General features: G+C 50.7%; 16 protein-coding genes and 3 pseudogenes. 16 read left to right on the top strand and 3 right to left on the bottom strand.

The annotated features are described in order from the left end of the window. The 7 genes and pseudogenes from A9B99_RS21230 to queE all read left to right on the top strand — a co-directional run. The coding region (locus tag A9B99_RS21230) for an IS3 family transposase (protein WP_156519035.1) at positions 1-268 on the top strand (268 nt) is incomplete at its 5' end. Between the two features lie 60 nt (positions 269-328). After that, positions 329-535, top strand: a pseudogene (locus A9B99_RS23485) (7-carboxy-7-deazaguanine synthase QueE); the annotation flags it as partial. Next, positions 521-697 (top strand): annotated as a pseudogene (locus A9B99_RS24090) (integrase core domain-containing protein); the annotation flags it as partial. The pseudogenes A9B99_RS23485 and A9B99_RS24090, both read left to right, overlap by 15 nt. A 177-nt stretch (positions 698-874) precedes the next feature. Further along, positions 875-1363: pseudogene (gene tssD, locus A9B99_RS21220) on the top strand (type VI secretion system tube protein TssD). 19 nt (positions 1364-1382) lie between these two features. Next, positions 1383-1742 carry a tlde1 domain-containing protein gene (locus A9B99_RS21215; protein ID WP_064601010.1) on the top strand — a complete coding sequence of 120 codons (360 nt, stop codon included), beginning with the start codon at positions 1383-1385 and terminating at the stop codon, positions 1740-1742. Then, positions 1739-2248, top strand: coding sequence for a hypothetical protein (locus A9B99_RS21210; protein WP_064601009.1), 510 nt, complete (start codon positions 1739-1741; stop codon positions 2246-2248). Before A9B99_RS21215 ends, A9B99_RS21210 begins: the two co-directional genes overlap by 4 nt. Before the next feature lie 443 nt (positions 2249-2691). Continuing rightward, positions 2692-3363: a 7-carboxy-7-deazaguanine synthase QueE gene (gene queE / locus A9B99_RS21205; RefSeq protein WP_064601045.1), complete on the top strand. Its 672-nt coding sequence runs from the start codon at positions 2692-2694 to the stop codon at positions 3361-3363. A 40-nt stretch (positions 3364-3403) separates the two neighbouring features. Here queE and queD read toward each other — a convergent pair whose 3' ends face one another. Beyond that, on the bottom strand, positions 3404-3769 hold the full coding sequence (queD, locus tag A9B99_RS21200) for a 6-carboxytetrahydropterin synthase QueD (RefSeq protein WP_064601008.1): 366 nt from the start codon (positions 3767-3769) through the stop codon (positions 3404-3406). 517 nt (positions 3770-4286) lie between these two features. Between queD and cysJ the strand changes: the two genes are divergently transcribed. The 5 genes from cysJ to A9B99_RS21175 all read left to right on the top strand — a co-directional run bounded on the left by cysJ (position 4287) and on the right by A9B99_RS21175 (position 10431). Further along, positions 4287-6095: an NADPH-dependent assimilatory sulfite reductase flavoprotein subunit gene (gene cysJ, locus A9B99_RS21195; RefSeq protein WP_064601007.1), complete on the top strand. Its 1809-nt coding sequence runs from the start codon at positions 4287-4289 to the stop codon at positions 6093-6095. Beyond that, complete coding sequence (gene cysI, locus A9B99_RS21190; protein WP_064601006.1) at positions 6095-7807, top strand: assimilatory sulfite reductase (NADPH) hemoprotein subunit; 1713 nt, start codon at positions 6095-6097, stop codon at positions 7805-7807. Before cysJ ends, cysI begins: the two co-directional genes overlap by 1 nt. Before the next feature lie 13 nt (positions 7808-7820). Next, positions 7821-8555 carry a phosphoadenosine phosphosulfate reductase gene (gene cysH / locus A9B99_RS21185; protein WP_064601005.1) on the top strand — a complete coding sequence of 245 codons (735 nt, stop codon included), beginning with the start codon at positions 7821-7823 and terminating at the stop codon, positions 8553-8555. 290 nt (positions 8556-8845) lie between these two features. Continuing rightward, positions 8846-9625, top strand: coding sequence for an SDR family NAD(P)-dependent oxidoreductase (locus tag A9B99_RS21180; RefSeq protein WP_231889225.1), 780 nt, complete (start codon positions 8846-8848; stop codon positions 9623-9625). A 110-nt stretch (positions 9626-9735) separates the two neighbouring features. Beyond that, complete coding sequence (locus A9B99_RS21175) at positions 9736-10431, top strand: FadR/GntR family transcriptional regulator (protein WP_064601003.1); 696 nt, start codon at positions 9736-9738, stop codon at positions 10429-10431. 49 nt (positions 10432-10480) lie between these two features. Here A9B99_RS21175 and A9B99_RS21170 read toward each other — a convergent pair whose 3' ends face one another. Together A9B99_RS21170 and A9B99_RS21165 are read right to left on the bottom strand one after the other, a co-directional pair. After that, positions 10481-12586 carry a heparinase II/III domain-containing protein gene (locus tag A9B99_RS21170; RefSeq protein ID WP_064601002.1) on the bottom strand — a complete coding sequence of 702 codons (2106 nt, stop codon included), beginning with the start codon at positions 12584-12586 and terminating at the stop codon, positions 10481-10483. A 109-nt stretch (positions 12587-12695) separates the two neighbouring features. Then, positions 12696-13763, bottom strand: coding sequence for an aminopeptidase (locus tag A9B99_RS21165; RefSeq protein WP_064601001.1), 1068 nt, complete (start codon positions 13761-13763; stop codon positions 12696-12698). A 442-nt stretch (positions 13764-14205) separates the two neighbouring features. Here A9B99_RS21165 and cysD point away from each other — a divergent pair, with 442 nt between their 5' ends. From cysD to A9B99_RS21145, 4 genes are read left to right on the top strand one after another with little or no spacing between them, the layout of a single operon-like run. Beyond that, the gene (gene cysD / locus A9B99_RS21160) at positions 14206-15114 is read left to right on the top strand and encodes a sulfate adenylyltransferase subunit CysD (RefSeq protein ID WP_064601000.1); all 909 of its coding nucleotides are present in this window, start codon (positions 14206-14208) and stop codon (positions 15112-15114) included. 9 nt (positions 15115-15123) lie between these two features. Next, on the top strand, positions 15124-16548 hold the full coding sequence (cysN, locus tag A9B99_RS21155) for a sulfate adenylyltransferase subunit CysN (protein ID WP_064600999.1): 1425 nt from the start codon (positions 15124-15126) through the stop codon (positions 16546-16548). Beyond that, complete coding sequence (gene cysC / locus A9B99_RS21150; protein ID WP_064600998.1) at positions 16548-17153, top strand: adenylyl-sulfate kinase; 606 nt, start codon at positions 16548-16550, stop codon at positions 17151-17153. The genes cysN and cysC overlap by 1 nt, the downstream gene beginning before the upstream one ends. 57 nt (positions 17154-17210) lie before the next feature. Further along, complete coding sequence (locus A9B99_RS21145) at positions 17211-17543, top strand: DUF3561 family protein (RefSeq protein ID WP_064600997.1); 333 nt, start codon at positions 17211-17213, stop codon at positions 17541-17543. The last annotated feature ends 62 nt before the right edge of the window (positions 17544-17605 follow it).

The raw sequence follows: 17605 nt of genomic DNA, 5'->3' as shown, positions 1-17605 counted from the left end.
GCCGGGGTGGTTACAGAGGATATCCTCCTCGGGCCTGGTGCGCTCTATGTCGCGCAAAGGCTGCTCTCCGGATAATGCGGCGTGTGAAGGGTTCTTCGGGCGGCTGAAAAATGAGATGTTTTATGGTCGCAACTGGTCAGGTGTAACGCTGGATGACTTTATGAAGCAGGTGGACGGCTACATCCGATGGTACAATGGTCATCGGATCAAGCTGTCGCTGGGCGCAGTGAGCCCTGAAACGTACCGGAAAAGACTGGGGTTAATCTAATCAATCAGTCCAGGAAATCGTCCGCACCCCCAAAGCGGTCATTAGACAGTGTTGTTGACAGATAAGCTCGCGGAACGGGAAGTCTCGCTGTTTTCGGTTATGGCGAAAACGAAAGAGAGTGATAAGTGGGCAGCGTCAACACCAGAAGAGTTGCTTGCTGTTATCAACCGTCAGGGCTATACCGCGCGCCATGTGGTGATTACCGGTGGTGAGCCTTGTATTCACGATTTAACGCCGCTTACTCAGTTGCTCGAACAACATGCTTACATCGAACGACATAACAGAACGATGAGATACAGTTGGGTCAGTAAACATTTGTTTGATACGCTTGAAGAAGTTCAGAACTACGCCACTAAATGGCTATGATTCTCTAATTATGAACGGCCACACAAAGCCAATGGTGGAAAGCCACCTTTGATGGCTGCTTAATCTCTACTTTTAACTACGGTTAAAAATGGGAGGATTACCGTCACTCACTTACCCTTAACGCTATACTATTATATAATACCATATACTATTATAGTGTAGTATGACTTACTTCTTTACCATCCTCCCCCAATCCCCATATAATTAATGATGGAATTTAACTTAAAAAGGATTTTTTATATGGCTATACCTGTTTACCTTTGGCTCTACGATGATGCTGGAAATCTTATTAAAGGCTCTGTTGATGTTTCTGGCCGTGAGCATAGTATTGAAACTATTGCTTTGCGTCATATGGTAGAACTACCTGTTGATAATAATACTGGTAAGATTACAGGGACAAGAGTTCATGAACCAATTAGTTTCGATAAAGAAATAGACTCTTCTTCAACGTATTTATATAAAGCATTAACAACAGGTAAAAAGCTAAAATCAGCTGAGTTTAAATATTATCACATTAACAACTATGGTCAAGAAGAGCACTATTTTTCCATTGTTTTATAAAAGGTTAGAATAGAATCTATTACATCTCTAATGTATGACATTAAAGATAACCACGGTGAAAATAAAAATCATCTTGAATGTGTTGACTTAGGTTATGAACAAATAGCATGGCATTATACGGACGGAAATATCATTCACTCTGATAGCTGGAAAGAAAGAGCGGCTTAATTAATTTAAGGAGTTTTATATGACATGGACTTATAAACAAAGCACTGGTGAGCTTTTTCATAACGGTGCTTTTATCGAAAAAGGTTATTCAGGTAAAATGACCAATAAAAATAATCCTGATCGTCAACAAGTGAAAGGATTAGGGCCATTGCCTCAAGGAACCTACCGCATTTCGGGACAATCAAGATCTAAAGGCCCGATGACTATTATTCTTGTTCAAACATCCGGTAATACATTTGGTAGAAGCGCTTTCCGTATACATGGTGAACGTGTTCATGGCGTTCCGGGATGGGCTTCTGAAGGTTGTATTATTATGGGGCCGGGAACTCGTAGACGTATACTTGACTCAAATGATACCCGTCTGGAAGTTGTAAGATGAGACGCTTTTATATTGCTACAGTAGCACTGTTATTTTCATTTGGCTGTAATGCTATGGCAACGGTTACTTTGAATATAGATAGTGTTATTAGTGGCGTTAACAAAGGTGATCCTAAATCTTTAAAAGATGTTCCATTGTTAATTGATAAAATAAGTATTGAAAAAAGTAATGATTTAAGAAATGTGCTTGCTCATTCCCTTATTATATCCACACCTGAAACACTCGATGCTTTGAATTTAATTGATAAGGATATTTCTGAAAAAGGCCATTCTTTTTTAAGAGATAAGTTTGGAACTGACTCTATTTGTTCTTATGTTATTGATAGTAATGAATATGATCGAGAGTCATTTTTAAAATTTTATTCAAAAGCCAGGTTAAATCTTGAAAAAACTGGTGAAAAAGGTAAGCCCTGCCTTGATTTAATGGATTCCTCTGTTGAGGAAATAATCTATGAAGAAAAACAGGGTAAAATGAAATGGGGTGTTGAGAAATATGCTTTTGATTGAGAAGAAAAAGCCACCTCTTGAAGAGGTGGCTTTAAATGGGGATCCCTCAGCCGGAAGGGGGCCTTATCCGTTTATGGTGTGCCGGGTCACAGTAAAAACAGCGAACAGTGGTCAGCCGGGGGAGTAAGTAAAGAGCTTGCAGCGCAAACGGTAGGGAGCTGCCATAAGCAATGGCGGATAAGCTGTATCCGGCACTGAGCATAGCACTCCCGAATCGCCTGTTCATCAGACCGGGCCTGCCAGAGCTATAGGAAGGCGGCGGTCAACATAACCGACCCGCCGTATACGGACACGTATGTACGGTGGTGTGGGTGGAGGCTGATCGTGAGATAGGCCCCTGGCCCTATCCTGATATTTTCGGTTCTGTGCACGGTTACATTACCAACATGATCTGCCCGCCAGGATCTGCGATAATAATGGTTTATTCCTTTACCGAGTTGACTATGCAGTACCCGATTAATGAGATTTTCCAGACCTTGCAGGGCGAGGGCTACTTTACTGGCGTCCCCGCCATTTTTATTCGCTTACAGGGTTGCCCGGTTGGCTGTGCCTGGTGTGATACTAAACACACCTGGGATAAGCTCGCGGAACGGGAAGTCTCGCTGTTTTCGGTTATGGCGAAAACGAAAGAGAGTGACAAGTGGGCAGCGTCAACACCAGAAGAGTTGCTTGCTGTTATCAACCGTCAGGGCTATACCGCGCGCCATGTGGTGATTACCGGTGGTGAGCCCTGTATTCACGATTTAACGCCGCTTACTCAGTTGCTGGAGCAACACGGTTACCAGTGCCAGATTGAAACCAGTGGTACGCATGAGGTGCAGGCAACGGCAAACACCTGGGTTACCGTTTCACCCAAAGTGAATATGCGCGGGGGTTACGATGTGCTGGGGCAGGCACTGGTGCGGGCCGATGAAATCAAACACCCGGTAGGCCGGGTACGGGATATCGAAGCGCTGGATGCCCTGCTGGCAACGCTCACTGATGAGAAACCACGTATTATCGCGCTCCAGCCCATCAGCCAGAAAGAAGACGCCACACGTTTATGTATTGAAACCTGTATTGCACGTAACTGGCGTTTATCCATGCAGACGCACAAATACCTGAATATTGCCTGAGGTGGGGCCTGTGCCCCGCTTTTGGGGCACGCGAGGGGAATCAGACTTCGCCGCGGTAAACACAACCTGCGGTGCAAGTCTCTTTAACCATTACTGCGCTCAACAAGGGTAACTGAGGCTTGAGTTGATCCCATATCCATTTCGCCAGCACTTCACTGGTGGGGTTTTCAAGCCCGGGAATATCGTTGAGATAATGGTGATCAAGGCGCTCCCAGGTCGGCTTAAATACGGCTTTGAGTTCGGCAAAATCAATAATCCAGCCGGTGTAAGGGTCAACTTCGCCGGTCACTTCCAGGCGCACCATAAAGGAATGCCCGTGCAGGCGGCCGCATTTGTGGCCTTCCGGAACATGGGGAAGGCGGTGCGCCGCTTCAAATGTAAAATCTTTAAATAAGCTGGTAGCCATAGGGAGTCCTGGTAAAGCAAAAAAACCGCCGCATAGTACATTAAATGGCTGTTTTACGCACTAACAATACTTGTCTTTACACCTGCTTTATATGCCTGCGATTTCCAGGTGCTGGCGCGTCTTGCCAGTAAATTATTTTTCCCCGAACACCTGCATCCTGGTTTTGCCGGGTGCGTTATGGCGCTTTATCTTATTTTAATAAATAAAATCAATGCATTAATCTACCTGTTTTACCGTTATTCATTACCTTAAAAAGTGATTAGTCAATTTGGTTATTTATTATTTCTATCACTTATTTAATTGTTATTATGCCCGCCGTTACCCTTATCGGCATTGTCTCTATCAATAATGTCATTAATCCGCCCCGTCTCTGCGCGGGTGCACACCTTCGGCAGCTACACGCTGTGGCACCACGCGGATAATAAGGCGACGGCTTTGAGCCAGTCAGCCTGAGTGATTTGGGGTTATTGACTGTTTATTTAAAACAGCCTCATTTGCTACTGGAACATAACGACGCATGACAAAACAGGTCCCACCGACAGCGCTGCTTCCGCTTAGTCCGGAGCAACTGGCCCGCCTGCAGGCGGCAACGACTGATTTCACCCCAACTCAGCTGGCCTGGTTATCTGGCTACTTCTGGGGCCAGGTTAACCAGACTGGCGCAGCGAGCATTGTGGCAGCCGCACCGGCGGCGGCAGAAGCGCCTTCTGTGACGGTGCTCAGTGCTTCCCAAACCGGGAATGCCCGCCGTATTGCAGAGCAACTGCGTGATGACCTGCTGGCAGAAAATATTAATGTGAAACTGGTCAGTGCGGGCGACTACAAATTCAAACAAATCGCTCAGGAAAAACTCTTACTGGTTGTCACCTCCACTCAGGGTGAGGGCGAACCGCCGGAAGAAGCGGTTGCGCTGCATAAATACTTGTTCTCCAAAAAAGCGCCTAAATTGCCGGATACGGCCTTTGCGGTATTGGGCCTTGGCGATACCTCTTATGAATTCTTCTGCCAGTCCGGGAAAGATTTCGACAGCAAACTGGCCGAGTTGGGTGCAGAGCGCCTGCTTGCACGGGTTGATGCCGATGTTGAATACCAGCCCGCTGCAGAAGCCTGGCGTAAAGAAGTGGTCGCCCTGCTGAAAGACCGTGTACCTGCGTCGAGCGCAACTCCTTCTGCTGTGCTTGCCAGTGGTGCTGTCAATGAGGTTTACACCAGTCCTTACACTAAAGAAAACCCACTCAGCGCTACGCTGTCGGTAAACCAAAAAATTACCGGCCGTAATTCAGATAAAGATGTGCGCCACCTGGAAATTGATTTGGGAGAATCTGGCCTGCGTTATCAACCCGGTGATGCGCTGGGTGTGTGGTATCAGAATGACCCGGCACTGGTCAAAGAGTTGGTGGAATTGCTGTGGCTTAAAGGCGATGAGCCGGTCACCGTGGGGGATAAAACCCTGCCTCTGGCCGAAGCTCTGCAGTGGCATTTTGAACTGACCGTCAATACTGCGGCAATTGTTGAGAAATACGCCACCTTAACCCGTAACGACGCTTTGCTGGATAAAGTGGGCGATAAAACCAGCCTGCAGGCATATGCCGCCAGTACGCCCATTGTGGATATGGTGCGCTTTGCTCCGGCACAGCTTGATGCACAAGCGCTGGTAAGCTTACTGCGCCCGCTAACGCCTCGTCTGTACTCCATCGCTTCTTCTCAGGCAGAAGTGGAAAACGAAGTGCATATCACTGTCGGTGTTGTGCGTTATGACATCGAAGGCCGTGCACGCACTGGCGGTGCATCCGGTTTCCTGGCAGACCGCCTTGAAGAAGACGGCGAAGTGCGGGTGTTTATCGAACATAACGATAATTTCCGTTTGCCAGAAGACAGCCAGACGCCGGTCATTATGATTGGCCCGGGCACGGGGATTGCGCCTTTCCGCGCGTTTATGCAGCAACGTGCTGCTGACGGAGCAGAAGGGAAAAACTGGTTGTTCTTTGGCAACCCGCATTTTACTGAAGATTTCCTGTACCAGGTTGAATGGCAGGCACTGGTCAAAGAAGGCGTCCTGAATCAGATAGACCTGGCCTGGTCACGCGACCAGGATCATAAAATTTACGTACAAGATAAACTGCGTGAACAGGGCGCAGAGCTGTGGCGCTGGATTAACGAAGGCGCACACATTTATGTCTGTGGCGATGCATCCCGTATGGCGAAGGATGTTGAACAGGCTTTACTGGACGTGATTGCCACTTATGGTGATATGGACACCGAAGCGGCAGACGAATATTTAAGTGAGCTGCGCCTGGCGCGCCGTTATCAGCGAGATGTCTACTAATGAGTGAAAAACATCCTGGACCCCTGGTGGTTGAAGGCAAACTGGCCGATGCCGAACGCCTGAAACTTGACAGCAACTTCCTGCGTGGAACGATTGCGGAAGATTTAAATGATGGCCTGACGGGCGGTTTTAACGGTGACAACTTCCTGCTGATCCGTTTTCACGGCATGTATCAGCAGGATGACCGCGATATTCGTGCTGAGCGCGCTGAACAGAAACTGGAACCACGCCATGCCATGATGCTGCGCTGCCGCCTGCCGGGCGGTGTGATGTCGCCACAGCAGTGGCTGGCAATTGAAGAGTTTGCGGGTGAAGAAACTCTGTATGGCAGTGTTCGCCTCACCAACCGCCAGACTTTTCAGTTCCATGGCATCCTGAAAAAAGATCTGAAATCTGCGCACCAGTTATTACATAAAGTTGGCCTGGATGCTCTGGCGACGGCTAACGATGTTAACCGTAATGTGTTGTGTACTTCTAACCCGGTGGAATCCCGCCTGCATGAGCAGGCTTACGCATGGGCGAAGAAAATTTCTGAGCACCTGCTGCCGCGCACTCGTGCTTATGCCGAGATCTGGCTGGATCAGGAAAAAGTCGCCACTACCGATGAAGAGCCGATTCTGGGGGCGACTTATCTGCCCCGTAAATTTAAAACCACGGTGGTTGTTCCGCCGCAAAATGATGTTGATCTTCACGCCAACGACATGAACTTTGTCGCGATAGCAGAAAATGGCGAGCTGGTTGGTTTTAACCTGCTGGTGGGTGGTGGCTTGTCTATCGACCACGGTAACAAGAAAACCTATGCGCGCACCGCAAGTGAATTTGGTTTTATTCCGCTGGAACACACGCTGGCTGTGGCAGAAGCTGTGGTTACCACGCAGCGAGACTGGGGTAACCGTACAGACCGTAAAAACGCGAAAACCAAGTACACCCTGGAGCGCGTGGGTGTCGACGTATTTAAAGCCGAAGTTGAGCGCCGTGCCGGTATCACATTCGCCCCGATTCGCCCGTATGAATTTACTGGCCGTGGTGACCGCATTGGCTGGGTGAAAGGTATTGACGACAAATGGCACCTGACTCTGTTTATCGAGAATGGCCGCATCCTGGATTATCCTGGCCGCCCACTGAAAACCGGGCTGCGCGAAATAGCCCGTATTCATAAAGGTGACTTCCGCCTGACTGCCAACCAGAACCTGATTGTTGCAGGTGTGCCGGAAAGTGACAAAGCAGCGATTGAGAAACTGGCGCGTGACCATGGCCTGATGAACAGCGTAACCCCTCAGCGTGAAAACGCGATGGCGTGCGTGTCATTCCCAACCTGCCCACTGGCAATGGCCGAAGCGGAACGCTTCCTGCCGGGTTTTGTGGACCAGGTGGATGGCATCATGGCGAAACATGGCATGAGCGATGAGCATATCGTATTGCGTGTAACTGGTTGCCCGAATGGCTGTGGCCGTGCACTGCTGGCCGAAGTGGGGTTAATTGGTAAAGCTCCTGGTCGTTATAACCTGTACATTGGTGGTAACCGTACTGGCACACGCATTCCACGTATGTACCGCGAAAATATCACGGATGCGGAAATTGTCAGCATCATGGATACCCTGGTTGGCCAGTGGGCGGAACAGCGTGAATCTGATGAAGGGTTTGGTGACTTTGCGGTGCGCACAGGTATTGTGCGACCGGTACTGGACCCGGCCCGGGATTTCTGGGAATAACCTGGAGGCAAATATGGCTACGTTTGACAGAGAAGCGCTGAATGCGCTGCCCAAAGCAGAGCGCATAATGGAGCTGGCTGAAACTAATAATCAACTGGAAAAGCTGACCGCTGAGCAGCGCGTTGCCTGGGCGCTGGAAAACCTGAGTGGTGAGTTTGTGCTCTCTTCCAGCTTTGGGATTCAGGCGGCGATGTGCCTGCATCTGGTCACGCAGCAATATCCGGATATCCCGGTTATCCTCACCGATACTGGTTACTTGTTCCCGGAAACCTATCAGTTTATTGATGAGTTGACCGACAAGCTCAAACTTAACCTGAAAGTGTACCGGGCAGAACAAAGCCCGGCCTGGCAGGAGGCGCGTTACGGCAAATTGTGGGAACAAGGTGTTGAAGGTATTGAGAAATACAATACGCTCAACAAAGTTGAACCCATGAACCGTGCACTCAAAGATCTTAACGCAGGCACCTGGTTTGCCGGGTTGCGCCGTGAACAGTCTGGCAGCCGGGCCGCTTTGCCGGTGCTGGCGATTCAGCGTGAAGTGTTTAAGATCCTGCCAATAATCGACTGGGATAACCGCCAGGTTTACCAGTACCTGACTGCGCATGGTTTGAAATATCACCCATTGTGGGATCAGGGTTACCTCTCTGTAGGTGATACCCATACTACCCGCAAATGGGAACCGGGCATGGCGGAAGAAGAAACGCGTTTCTTCGGCCTGAAACGGGAATGTGGCCTGCACGAAGGTTAATCGCTGTAAAACGCACTGGGGGAATGGCCCCGGTGCGGTTTTGTCTCTGCTCTAATTCCAGCTTCAGTTTCAATTTCAATACGCCGCTGACAGCCTGTCACTGCTTTCTTCCTGCGCTTGCTTATTCTTCCGGGCTGCAAATTGTTTACTACTTTGTGTTTCAACTTCCTCTTGTGAATTAGTAGTACTAATAAATGGGTGAATATCACAAATTTGCAGTTAATCTGGTTTTATTATCGCAATTTATAACCTGTGTTGTTATAAATAGTATGACTAATTAAAAGGAGAGAATGATGTTTGACGATTTACATGGAAAGCGGGTTCTGATTACTGGCAGCACTGCCGGGGTTGGCCTGGCGGCTGCCCAGGCGTTTGCCCGGCGCGGTGCACTGGTCGGGATCAACGGCCGCCGCCCGCCAGAGGAAATGGCTGAGGTGGTTGCCGCGTTGCGGGAACTGGGTGGCGATGCGGCTTATTTTCAGGCGGATTTATGTGATTCTTCCGCCTGCGAAAAACTGGTCGCGAGTTTCACAACACATTTCGGCGGGCTGGATGTTTTGGTCAATAATGCAGGTGGTTTAGGGGGCCGCGCCGGTCTGGAAGCCATTGATGATGCATTCTATGATCATGTGATGGATCTCAATGCCCGTTCTGCATTGATGATGACCAAATACGCTCTGCCATTTTTGCGTGCCAGCGCCAAAGCCAGTGGTAAAACAGCGGCGGTTATCAGTACCGGGTCGATTGCCGGGCGCGAAGGCGGCGGTATTGGTGCGGGCATTTATGCGGCATCCAAAGCCTGGCTGCACGATATCCACCGCAACTGGGTCAAAGAATTTACCAAAGACGGTATTCGCTTCAACATTGTCTCTCCCGGTACTATTGATACGGCTTTCCATGAAGACAAGCCTCAGGAGCTGCGGGATAAAATTGCCGGTTCTATTCCCATGGGGCGTTTTGGCCGCAGCGAGGAAGTCGCGCCCAGTTTCCTGTTCCTGGCATCACATGCCTGCAGCGGGTATATCACCGGGCAGATCCTTGATGTGAATGGCGGGCAGATAGCGCCGTAAACTACAGAATGGCTTGCCGGGAAAGGTGCTGAACACTGACCCGGCAACTGCCCATTTTGCCAGCCCCTGTGCTACACTGCGCCCCTTCCTGAATCAGGTATTAGAGTCAGATGCAATTTACCGCCATAAGCACGACACAACGCGGCCTTGACGGGCTGATCGCACGAGATATCGCCCGCCGGATCCTGTCTGGCGAATTACCTCCCGGTACGATTTTACCCAGTGAAGTTGAGCTGGGCGAACAACTGGGTGTCAGCCGTACTGCGCTGCGGGAAGCGTTAAAACAACTCACCTCAAAGGGGCTGATTGAATCGCGCCCCAAAACCGGGACGCGGGTCCGGCCCAGAACCAGCTGGAATATCCTCGATGCACAATTACTGGACTGGATGTCGGGTATGGAAGGTACGCTGGAAATGTACCACCAGTTCCTGGATTTCCGCCGGGTGATTGAACCCCATGCCACCAGGCTTGCTGCGGAAAATGCCACAACTGAGCAGCGTATTGAGTTATCCCGCGTTTATGATGAGCTCTGCCAGCGTGCCCGTGATTTTTCCCCGGAAGAGTGGGTGGAAGTGGACACACGTTTTCACAGCCTGATTTTCCAGGCATCCGGTAACTGTTTTTATCTGCCGTTCGGTAATTTGCTGACTACGGTATTTAAATGGTTTATCAGCCATTCTTCCCGGGATGGTGGCATGTGCCTTGCTGAACATCACCAGATTTATAAAGCGATTATGATGGCTGATGGCGAAGCAGCGTACCAGGCTTCACTCGCGCTGATGAATGCGAAAAAGCACCGCCTGTAACGGGAAGTGAACCGGCGCCCGGCCTTACCGGCACCGGTTCACCGGGTTTTCAGCCTGCTATCAGTTGGGCATCAAACCCGCCGGAACCCGGCCGGTTGTCTACCGTCACCAGGGCGGCACTGCCGTCAGTAAACGTTATCTGCAACTGGGTGCGACGGGCGCTGTCTTCACAAATATTAACCTGGCTGACTTTCCCCCGGGCATCCACCGAATATTCGCTCGCTTCATCAAACTCGCCGTGGCTTTCCAGTACTGTGGCAAACAATGTATCGCTGGCATGGGTGCGCCAAATCCAGCACGGCTCAGTGCGCAGGTTATTATCCGGGTCACTGGCACCTGTGCGGGCGATAATCAGCTCGCCACCTGCTGGCATGGCTGTGGTGATGGTGTAGTAAGTATCGCCATCCAGCCAGCTAATCTGGCTATGTTCCCCGGTGGGTATTGCTCCTCTGGCGCAGTCCCACAAATGCTGGTAGCCGTGTGCGTTACCCAGTGGCGCCAGTTGGGGTTTGCTTTGGAGTGAGATGTTGCTGGCAATACGCTGCCCACGTATATGCAGGCAGTAATCATACTGGTGCGGTGTTGGGCTTTGCAGGCGAAACAGATCTACTAACAGCGGGCGTGGGCAGGCGGGCAGCGTGAGTAGCAACACTGTGCGCTGTTGGGTTACATCTGGCCAGTAATGCCGCGCAATGGCACTCATCCCCGAACCGAGCGTGTGGTTACCCTGAAAAAAATGGGTTTCACCGTGGTCGCCTGTTGCCAGTGTTTTATTGCCCTGGTGCTGGCAACCACTATCGACTGTTACGGTATTGTGGGCTACGGTTTGTTTGCAATAGCTGTTGTTCTCCGCAATATAACGCCCACCAAACTTAGGTTCGACATTCACCCAGCGCCCGAAACCATAATCCTGCAACACTTCCTTACCCCGGTTAAACAGGCTCAGGTGCAGACCGTCAAAATGCCCGTGGTTCAGGGCACTGTGCATGCCGGATATGTCACCATGACCACCCCACCAAAGCAGTGCCATGGTCTGGTCGCCCTGAGAGCAATCCTTGCGTAACACACCCACGCCGCCTTTATCTCCTTGTGGGCCATCCCGCCATATGCCGCCAGGCCAGGTGGGGTACGGCCCGGCTGGTTGTTCACGGTCCAGCAGCAGGGCGCCAGCACAAGGCCAGAGTTTACCCTGCCAGGCAGCGAGTGCCGCTAACCGTGCATCTGGCCCATAATGCTGGCGGCACAAGCTTACAGCTAACACTGCACCTTCATCTTTCAGGTTCATCGTTTTGGATGCGTCATTAAGCGCGGGGAGCGTGCCATCCGGGAAGGCCAGGGCAAACAAGGCATAGCAGGCTGCTTTAATGCGCTTCCCGGCAAATTGCCAAATATTCAGTTCTGGCTGAAAACGGGAAATTGCCTGAGCAAACATCAGCAGCGGCCGCAATGCAAAACGCTGGTAGTACAGCCCTTCAACGTAAAACCCGTCGCAGGAAAAAAGCTGGCTGATTTGTGCCATAAAACCACCACTCTGGCTGTCGCCCTTAAGGCCATAGAGCGCGGCATCCACCAGTGACTGATCATTCAGGGCATAACCACATAGCCCTACGGCGGCAACCGACCAGATGCCATGGTTATGCACAATATCAAATGTGGCGGCATGGGTTTCCACGGCCTCGGTTGCCATCAGCCGTAACAAATTGTTTTCAATGTGTTCCCGGGTTTGCGCCGCAGTGCTTTCTTTCACGCAGGACCAGGCATGTGCGGCATAGAGCAAAAACATATCTTCGTTCAGTGTCTGGTGAAACAGCCGCCCGGGGGGATTGGTATCTTTACTGGTGGCGTTACCAAGGTGGGGATAAATATCGGCGTAGCCCGACAACACCGCAATGATTTTATCGCGCCACACCGGGTCCTGGGTGAATTGCCATAACCAGCCTGCCAGGTGCAGCATCTGGTAATGCGTTTTGTGCTGAAGATGCTCCGGGCCACCGCCTTCACCATGGCCGGGGATAACCACGGGCGCAGCCAGCCAGGCCGCGGCCTGTGCCTGGTAGTGGCGCAATGTTTTCCCCAGCAGCGAGTTCTGTGCGAGCGCATCCCTGCATTTGGCTATGTCATGCGAATCAATAAATAGCGCACGTTCACAAGTCATAAAACGATTCCTTTTGTTTAATAGTATGACTATTAAACAAGGTTTTTGACTTGTTTGTCTAATTTACTTCCTGTTTTTGCACCATTTTTTCAGTTGTTCGTAACTTGTTTCACACTTTTATCTTTTTATTAGTATGACTAATTTGCGGGTTTGCCAGATCTTCAACCAGGGGTAACATCACTTTCATCACTGCCCGTGTGCGCTTTTCAACCTGCCCGGGCAGCCAGTGATCCAAATACTGTTGGTTATCACGGGTAACATCGTGGCGGCTGGTGCCTGAAGGGAATGCTTTGCTTTTGGCGCGTTGTTGTTTCCCGTCGTGCTGGCCGAGTGACCAGTCCGTTGCTTCAACTGCCAGCACGGGAATACCTGCTTTATCAAAGACGCTGGCATCATGCGTCGGGCCAGTGCCTTCAGGCCAGGCCGAAGAAAGCCCGGGGCTGGTTAATGCACGAATACCAAGCTGGCGCGCCAGGGTAAGCGCCCGGTCTCGGGTGAGCTTACGCACGGCAACTGGCGTGTTCTTCCCACTATTAAAGTAGATATGATCACCCACAATCAGGCTACTGAGGTTAATCACTAACAATGTGTTGCGTTTTTCTTTTGCACTCATGCGGGCCAGGTAATCTTCTGCTCCTGAATGGCTGGTGTATTCACCACTGGTGGCGATAAAGCGCAAGGTATAGCGAGTTTTAACATGCTGTAAACGTTGAGCCAGCTCCAGCATTACCCCCAGACCGGAAGCATTATCATCCATTCCCTGCAAAGTGAGCCCACCCAGGTTATTGTCGCTGTCACTGTCGCTGTGTGGAGCATAGGTGTCGAGGTGCGCCATAATAATTATCTGCTCGGGCAGCTCACCTTCCCGCGCGGCGATCACCGTACTGCCCGTGACATTTTGCCAGGTCTTATTCCCTTCTTTGCTGGTGTAGGTATAACGGCTGTGGAACTGGCGAACATCGCTCTGGTAGCCCCATTGCTGAAATTGTTGTTGCAGGTATTCCGCCGACAGCATTTCAGCCGGGGAGCCGGTCATACGGCCAGGGAAAACGGTAGCGAGGTGGCGGGCTTGCAAACTGGCAGTTTCACCCAGAGCAGGCTCTTTGGCGAAGACGGCAAACGAGCAGCATACGCCCAGGGCGATAACTATCGCTGAATGGCGCAATGCGGAAAGCATAATGGTTCCTTTATCCTGTTCAATTTAACTTACATGCAATTGGCGAGAATAGTATGGAACTGTTGGTGGCAACTGACAATTTCATTTATGCTGAAAAGCACTGAAACCTTTTTTTGAGCACTTTTTGTTGTTATTCCATAGTGGCGTTATTCCATTGTGGAACTACTCATTCCAATTCGTCATTTCATTCATTTTTAGCTGACCCCTATAGTCCTTCTATCACCCGGTTGTATTGGGGTTTGACGTTTGCGGAATCTTCCTGCCCCTGATGGTTGGTGCATCCTGGCCCGCCATCACGTTCTGACCCTGTATACAGCTTAGCGGTATAAAACTCGCGCTCCCGGAAACACAGCCTGTCGGGCGCATTTTCGTATTCACCTGGCAACATAATACAGACGAAAGCCCCTGAACTTTCGCCTTGAATCTGTCTTAAGGAAGGGTTATGGACCAAAAACGACTTACCCATTTGCGGTTACTGGAAGCGGAAAGCATCCATATTATCCGTGAAGTGGCTGCTGAATTCGCCAATCCGGTCATGCTGTATTCTATCGGTAAGGATTCATCGGTGATGCTGCACCTGGCTCGTAAGGCGTTCTTCCCGGGAACCCTGCCGTTTCCTCTGCTGCATGTTGATACCGGCTGGAAATTCCGCGAAATGTATGAATTCCGCGATCGCACAGCAAAAGAATATGGTTTTGAATTGCTGGTGCACCGTAACCCGGAAGGCCTGGCAATGGGCATCAACCCCTTTGTCCACGGTAGTGCCAAACATACCGATATCATGAAAACCGAAGGTCTGAAGCAGGCACTGAATAAATACGGTTTTGATGCCGCGTTTGGTGGTGCACGCCGCGACGAAGAAAAGTCCCGTGCTAAAGAGCGTATCTACTCTTTCCGTGACCGTTTCCACCGCTGGGACCCGAAAAACCAGCGCCCGGAACTGTGGCATAACTACAATGGCCAGGTTAACAAAGGTGAAAGCATCCGTGTGTTCCCCTTGTCTAACTGGACTGAGTTGGATATTTGGCAGTATATCTACCTGGAAAATATTGAAATTGTTCCGCTCTACCTGGCGGCTGAACGCCCTGTACTGGAGCGCGACGGTATGTTGATGATGATTGACGATGACCGGATTGATATACAACCGGGCGAAGTTATCAAACAGCGTAGGGTGCGTTTCCGTACTCTCGGATGCTGGCCACTGACAGGCGCGGTTGAATCTGAAGCTGCCACACTGCCTGAAATTATCGAAGAAATGCTGGTGTCCACCACCAGTGAACGGCAGGGGCGTGTAATTGACCGCGACCAGGCGGGCTCTATGGAGCTCAAAAAACGTCAGGGTTATTTCTAAGGAGTCATGATGAATACTACGATTGCCCGCCAGATTGCAGACCAGGGTGGTGTTGAAGCTTACCTGCAGGCCCAGCAACACAAAAGCCTGCTGCGCTTCTTAACCTGCGGCAGTGTTGATGATGGCAAAAGCACCCTGATTGGTCGCTTGTTGCACGATACCCGCCAGATTTATGAAGACCAGCTGTCTTCTTTGCACAACGACAGCAAACGCCACGGTACTCAGGGCGAAAAACTGGACCTCGCACTGCTGGTGGATGGTTTACAGGCTGAGCGTGAGCAGGGTATCACCATTGATGTGGCTTACCGCTATTTCTCTACGGAAAAACGGAAGTTTATTATTGCGGATACCCCGGGGCACGAGCAGTACACCCGTAATATGGCAACTGGCGCTTCTACATGTGACCTGGCGATTTTGCTGATAGACGCCCGTAAAGGTGTACTGGATCAGACGCGTCGGCACAGCTTTATCTCCACGTTGCTGGGGATTCGCCACCTGATTGTTGCCGTTAATAAAATGGATTTGATGGAATACAGCGAAGAAACTTTCGAATCCATCCGCCAGGCTTACCTGGATTTTGCAGCACAGTTACCGGGTGAACTGGATATTCGCTTTGTACCGCTGTCTGCGCTGGAAGGCGACAACGTGGCGTCACAAAGCAGCAACATGCCATGGTACAGTGGCCCTACTTTGTTGGAAGTGCTGGAAACGGTTGAAATTAAACGTGTCGTCGACAGCCAGCCAATGCGCTTCCCAGTACAGTATGTTAACCGTCCGAACCTGGATTTTCGTGGTTACGCAGGCACCCTCGCATCAGGCACATTACGCCCGGGCACCCGTGTGAAAGTGTTACCTTCGGGTGTTGAGTCCACTGTCAGCCGTATTGTGACTTTTGATGGTGACCTGGATGAAGCCATTGCCGGTGAAGCGATTACCCTGGTGCTGAAAGATGAAATTGACATCAGCCGTGGCGATTTACTGGTTGAAGCCGACACCGTGCTGCCTTCAGCACAACGCGCCAGCCTTAATGTGGTGTGGATGGCAGAACAGCCACTGGAAGTGGGTAACAGCTACGATGTGAAAATCGCAGGCAAGAAAACCCGTGCGCGTATCGACAAAATTGATTACCAGGTGGATATCAATAACCTGAGCCATCGCGAAGTTGCCAGCCTGCCGCTGAATGGTATCGGTCTGGTGGAAGTCACCTTTGATGAACCACTGGTACTGGACAGCTACCAGCAAAACCCGGTGACTGGCGGGATGATATTTATTGATCGCCTGAGCAATGTCACGGTGGGTGCCGGGCTGGTGGTTGAAACCCTGGGCCAGCAGGCTGTGACATCTGAATTCAGTGCCTTTGAACTGGAACTGAATGCTTTGGTTCGCCGCCATTTCCCTCACTGGGGCGCGCGTGATTTGTTGGGAGGCCAGTAATGGCCAACCATGACGAGAATGTTGTCTGGCACAGCCACGTTGTCACGCGTGAGCAACGGGAACAACACCACGGGCACCGTGGTGTTGTGCTGTGGTTCACTGGCCTGTCAGGCTCGGGCAAATCCACGGTTGCTGGTGCACTGGAAGTGGCACTGAGCAAGCTCGGCGTCAGTACCTATTTGCTGGATGGCGACAATGTGCGCCATGGCTTGTGCAGCGACCTGGGATTCAGCGATGCAGACCGCAAAGAAAACATCCGCAGAGTGGGGGAAGTTGCCCGGCTGATGGTAGACGCTGGCCTGGTTGTGCTGACGGCATTTATCTCTCCGCACCGCAGCGAACGGGCGATGGTGCGCGAGCGCCTGGGGGAAGGGCGGTTTATTGAAGTATTTGTTGATACCCCGCTAGAGGTGTGTGAAACCCGCGACCCCAAAGGGTTGTATAAAAAAGCCCGTGCGGGGGAACTGCGTAATTTCACCGGAATTGATGCGGTTTATGAGCCGCCTGAAATGCCGGAAATCCACCTTGATGGTCAACAATTGGTAACAAATTTGACAGCCCAATTATTAGATCTGTTGCGCAGGGAAGATATTATCAAATCCTGAGACCATGCCGGATTATACACGCTGGAGTATCCGGCAAGGCACAAGACAGGATAGGTTATGCGCAACACGACTCAATTAATTGTTTCCCGGGCAGATACGGTTCCTCCGCCTGCCAGCAATACAGAAAATAGCTGGTCACTTCCCGGTGGTATCATCGGTTTTGTGGCCTGGCTACTGGCGCTCGCCGTTCCTTTTTGGCTTTATGGCTCTAACACACTGTTTTTCTTTCTTTATACCTGGCCCTTCTTTTTGGCTCTGATGCCTGTCGCCATTGTTGTCGGTATTGCGGTTCACTCATTGCTGCATCGCAGATTATGGCTGAGTTGTCCACTTACCTGCCTTGTAGTTATGGTTATGTTCGGCTGCTTATTTATGTGGTTGCTGGGCTAATCTGAGAGAGTGTGTAATGAGTAATGGCGCATCCCGGATGGTTTTGTGGTAAATTCTGCCGC

The sequence above is a fragment of the Mangrovibacter phragmitis genome (assembly GCF_001655675.1).
Classification (GTDB): Bacteria; Pseudomonadota; Gammaproteobacteria; order Enterobacterales; family Enterobacteriaceae; genus Mangrovibacter; species Mangrovibacter phragmitis.
Note: the sequence above shows the minus strand (reverse complement) of the source record. Positions and strands in the feature narration are given on the sequence as shown.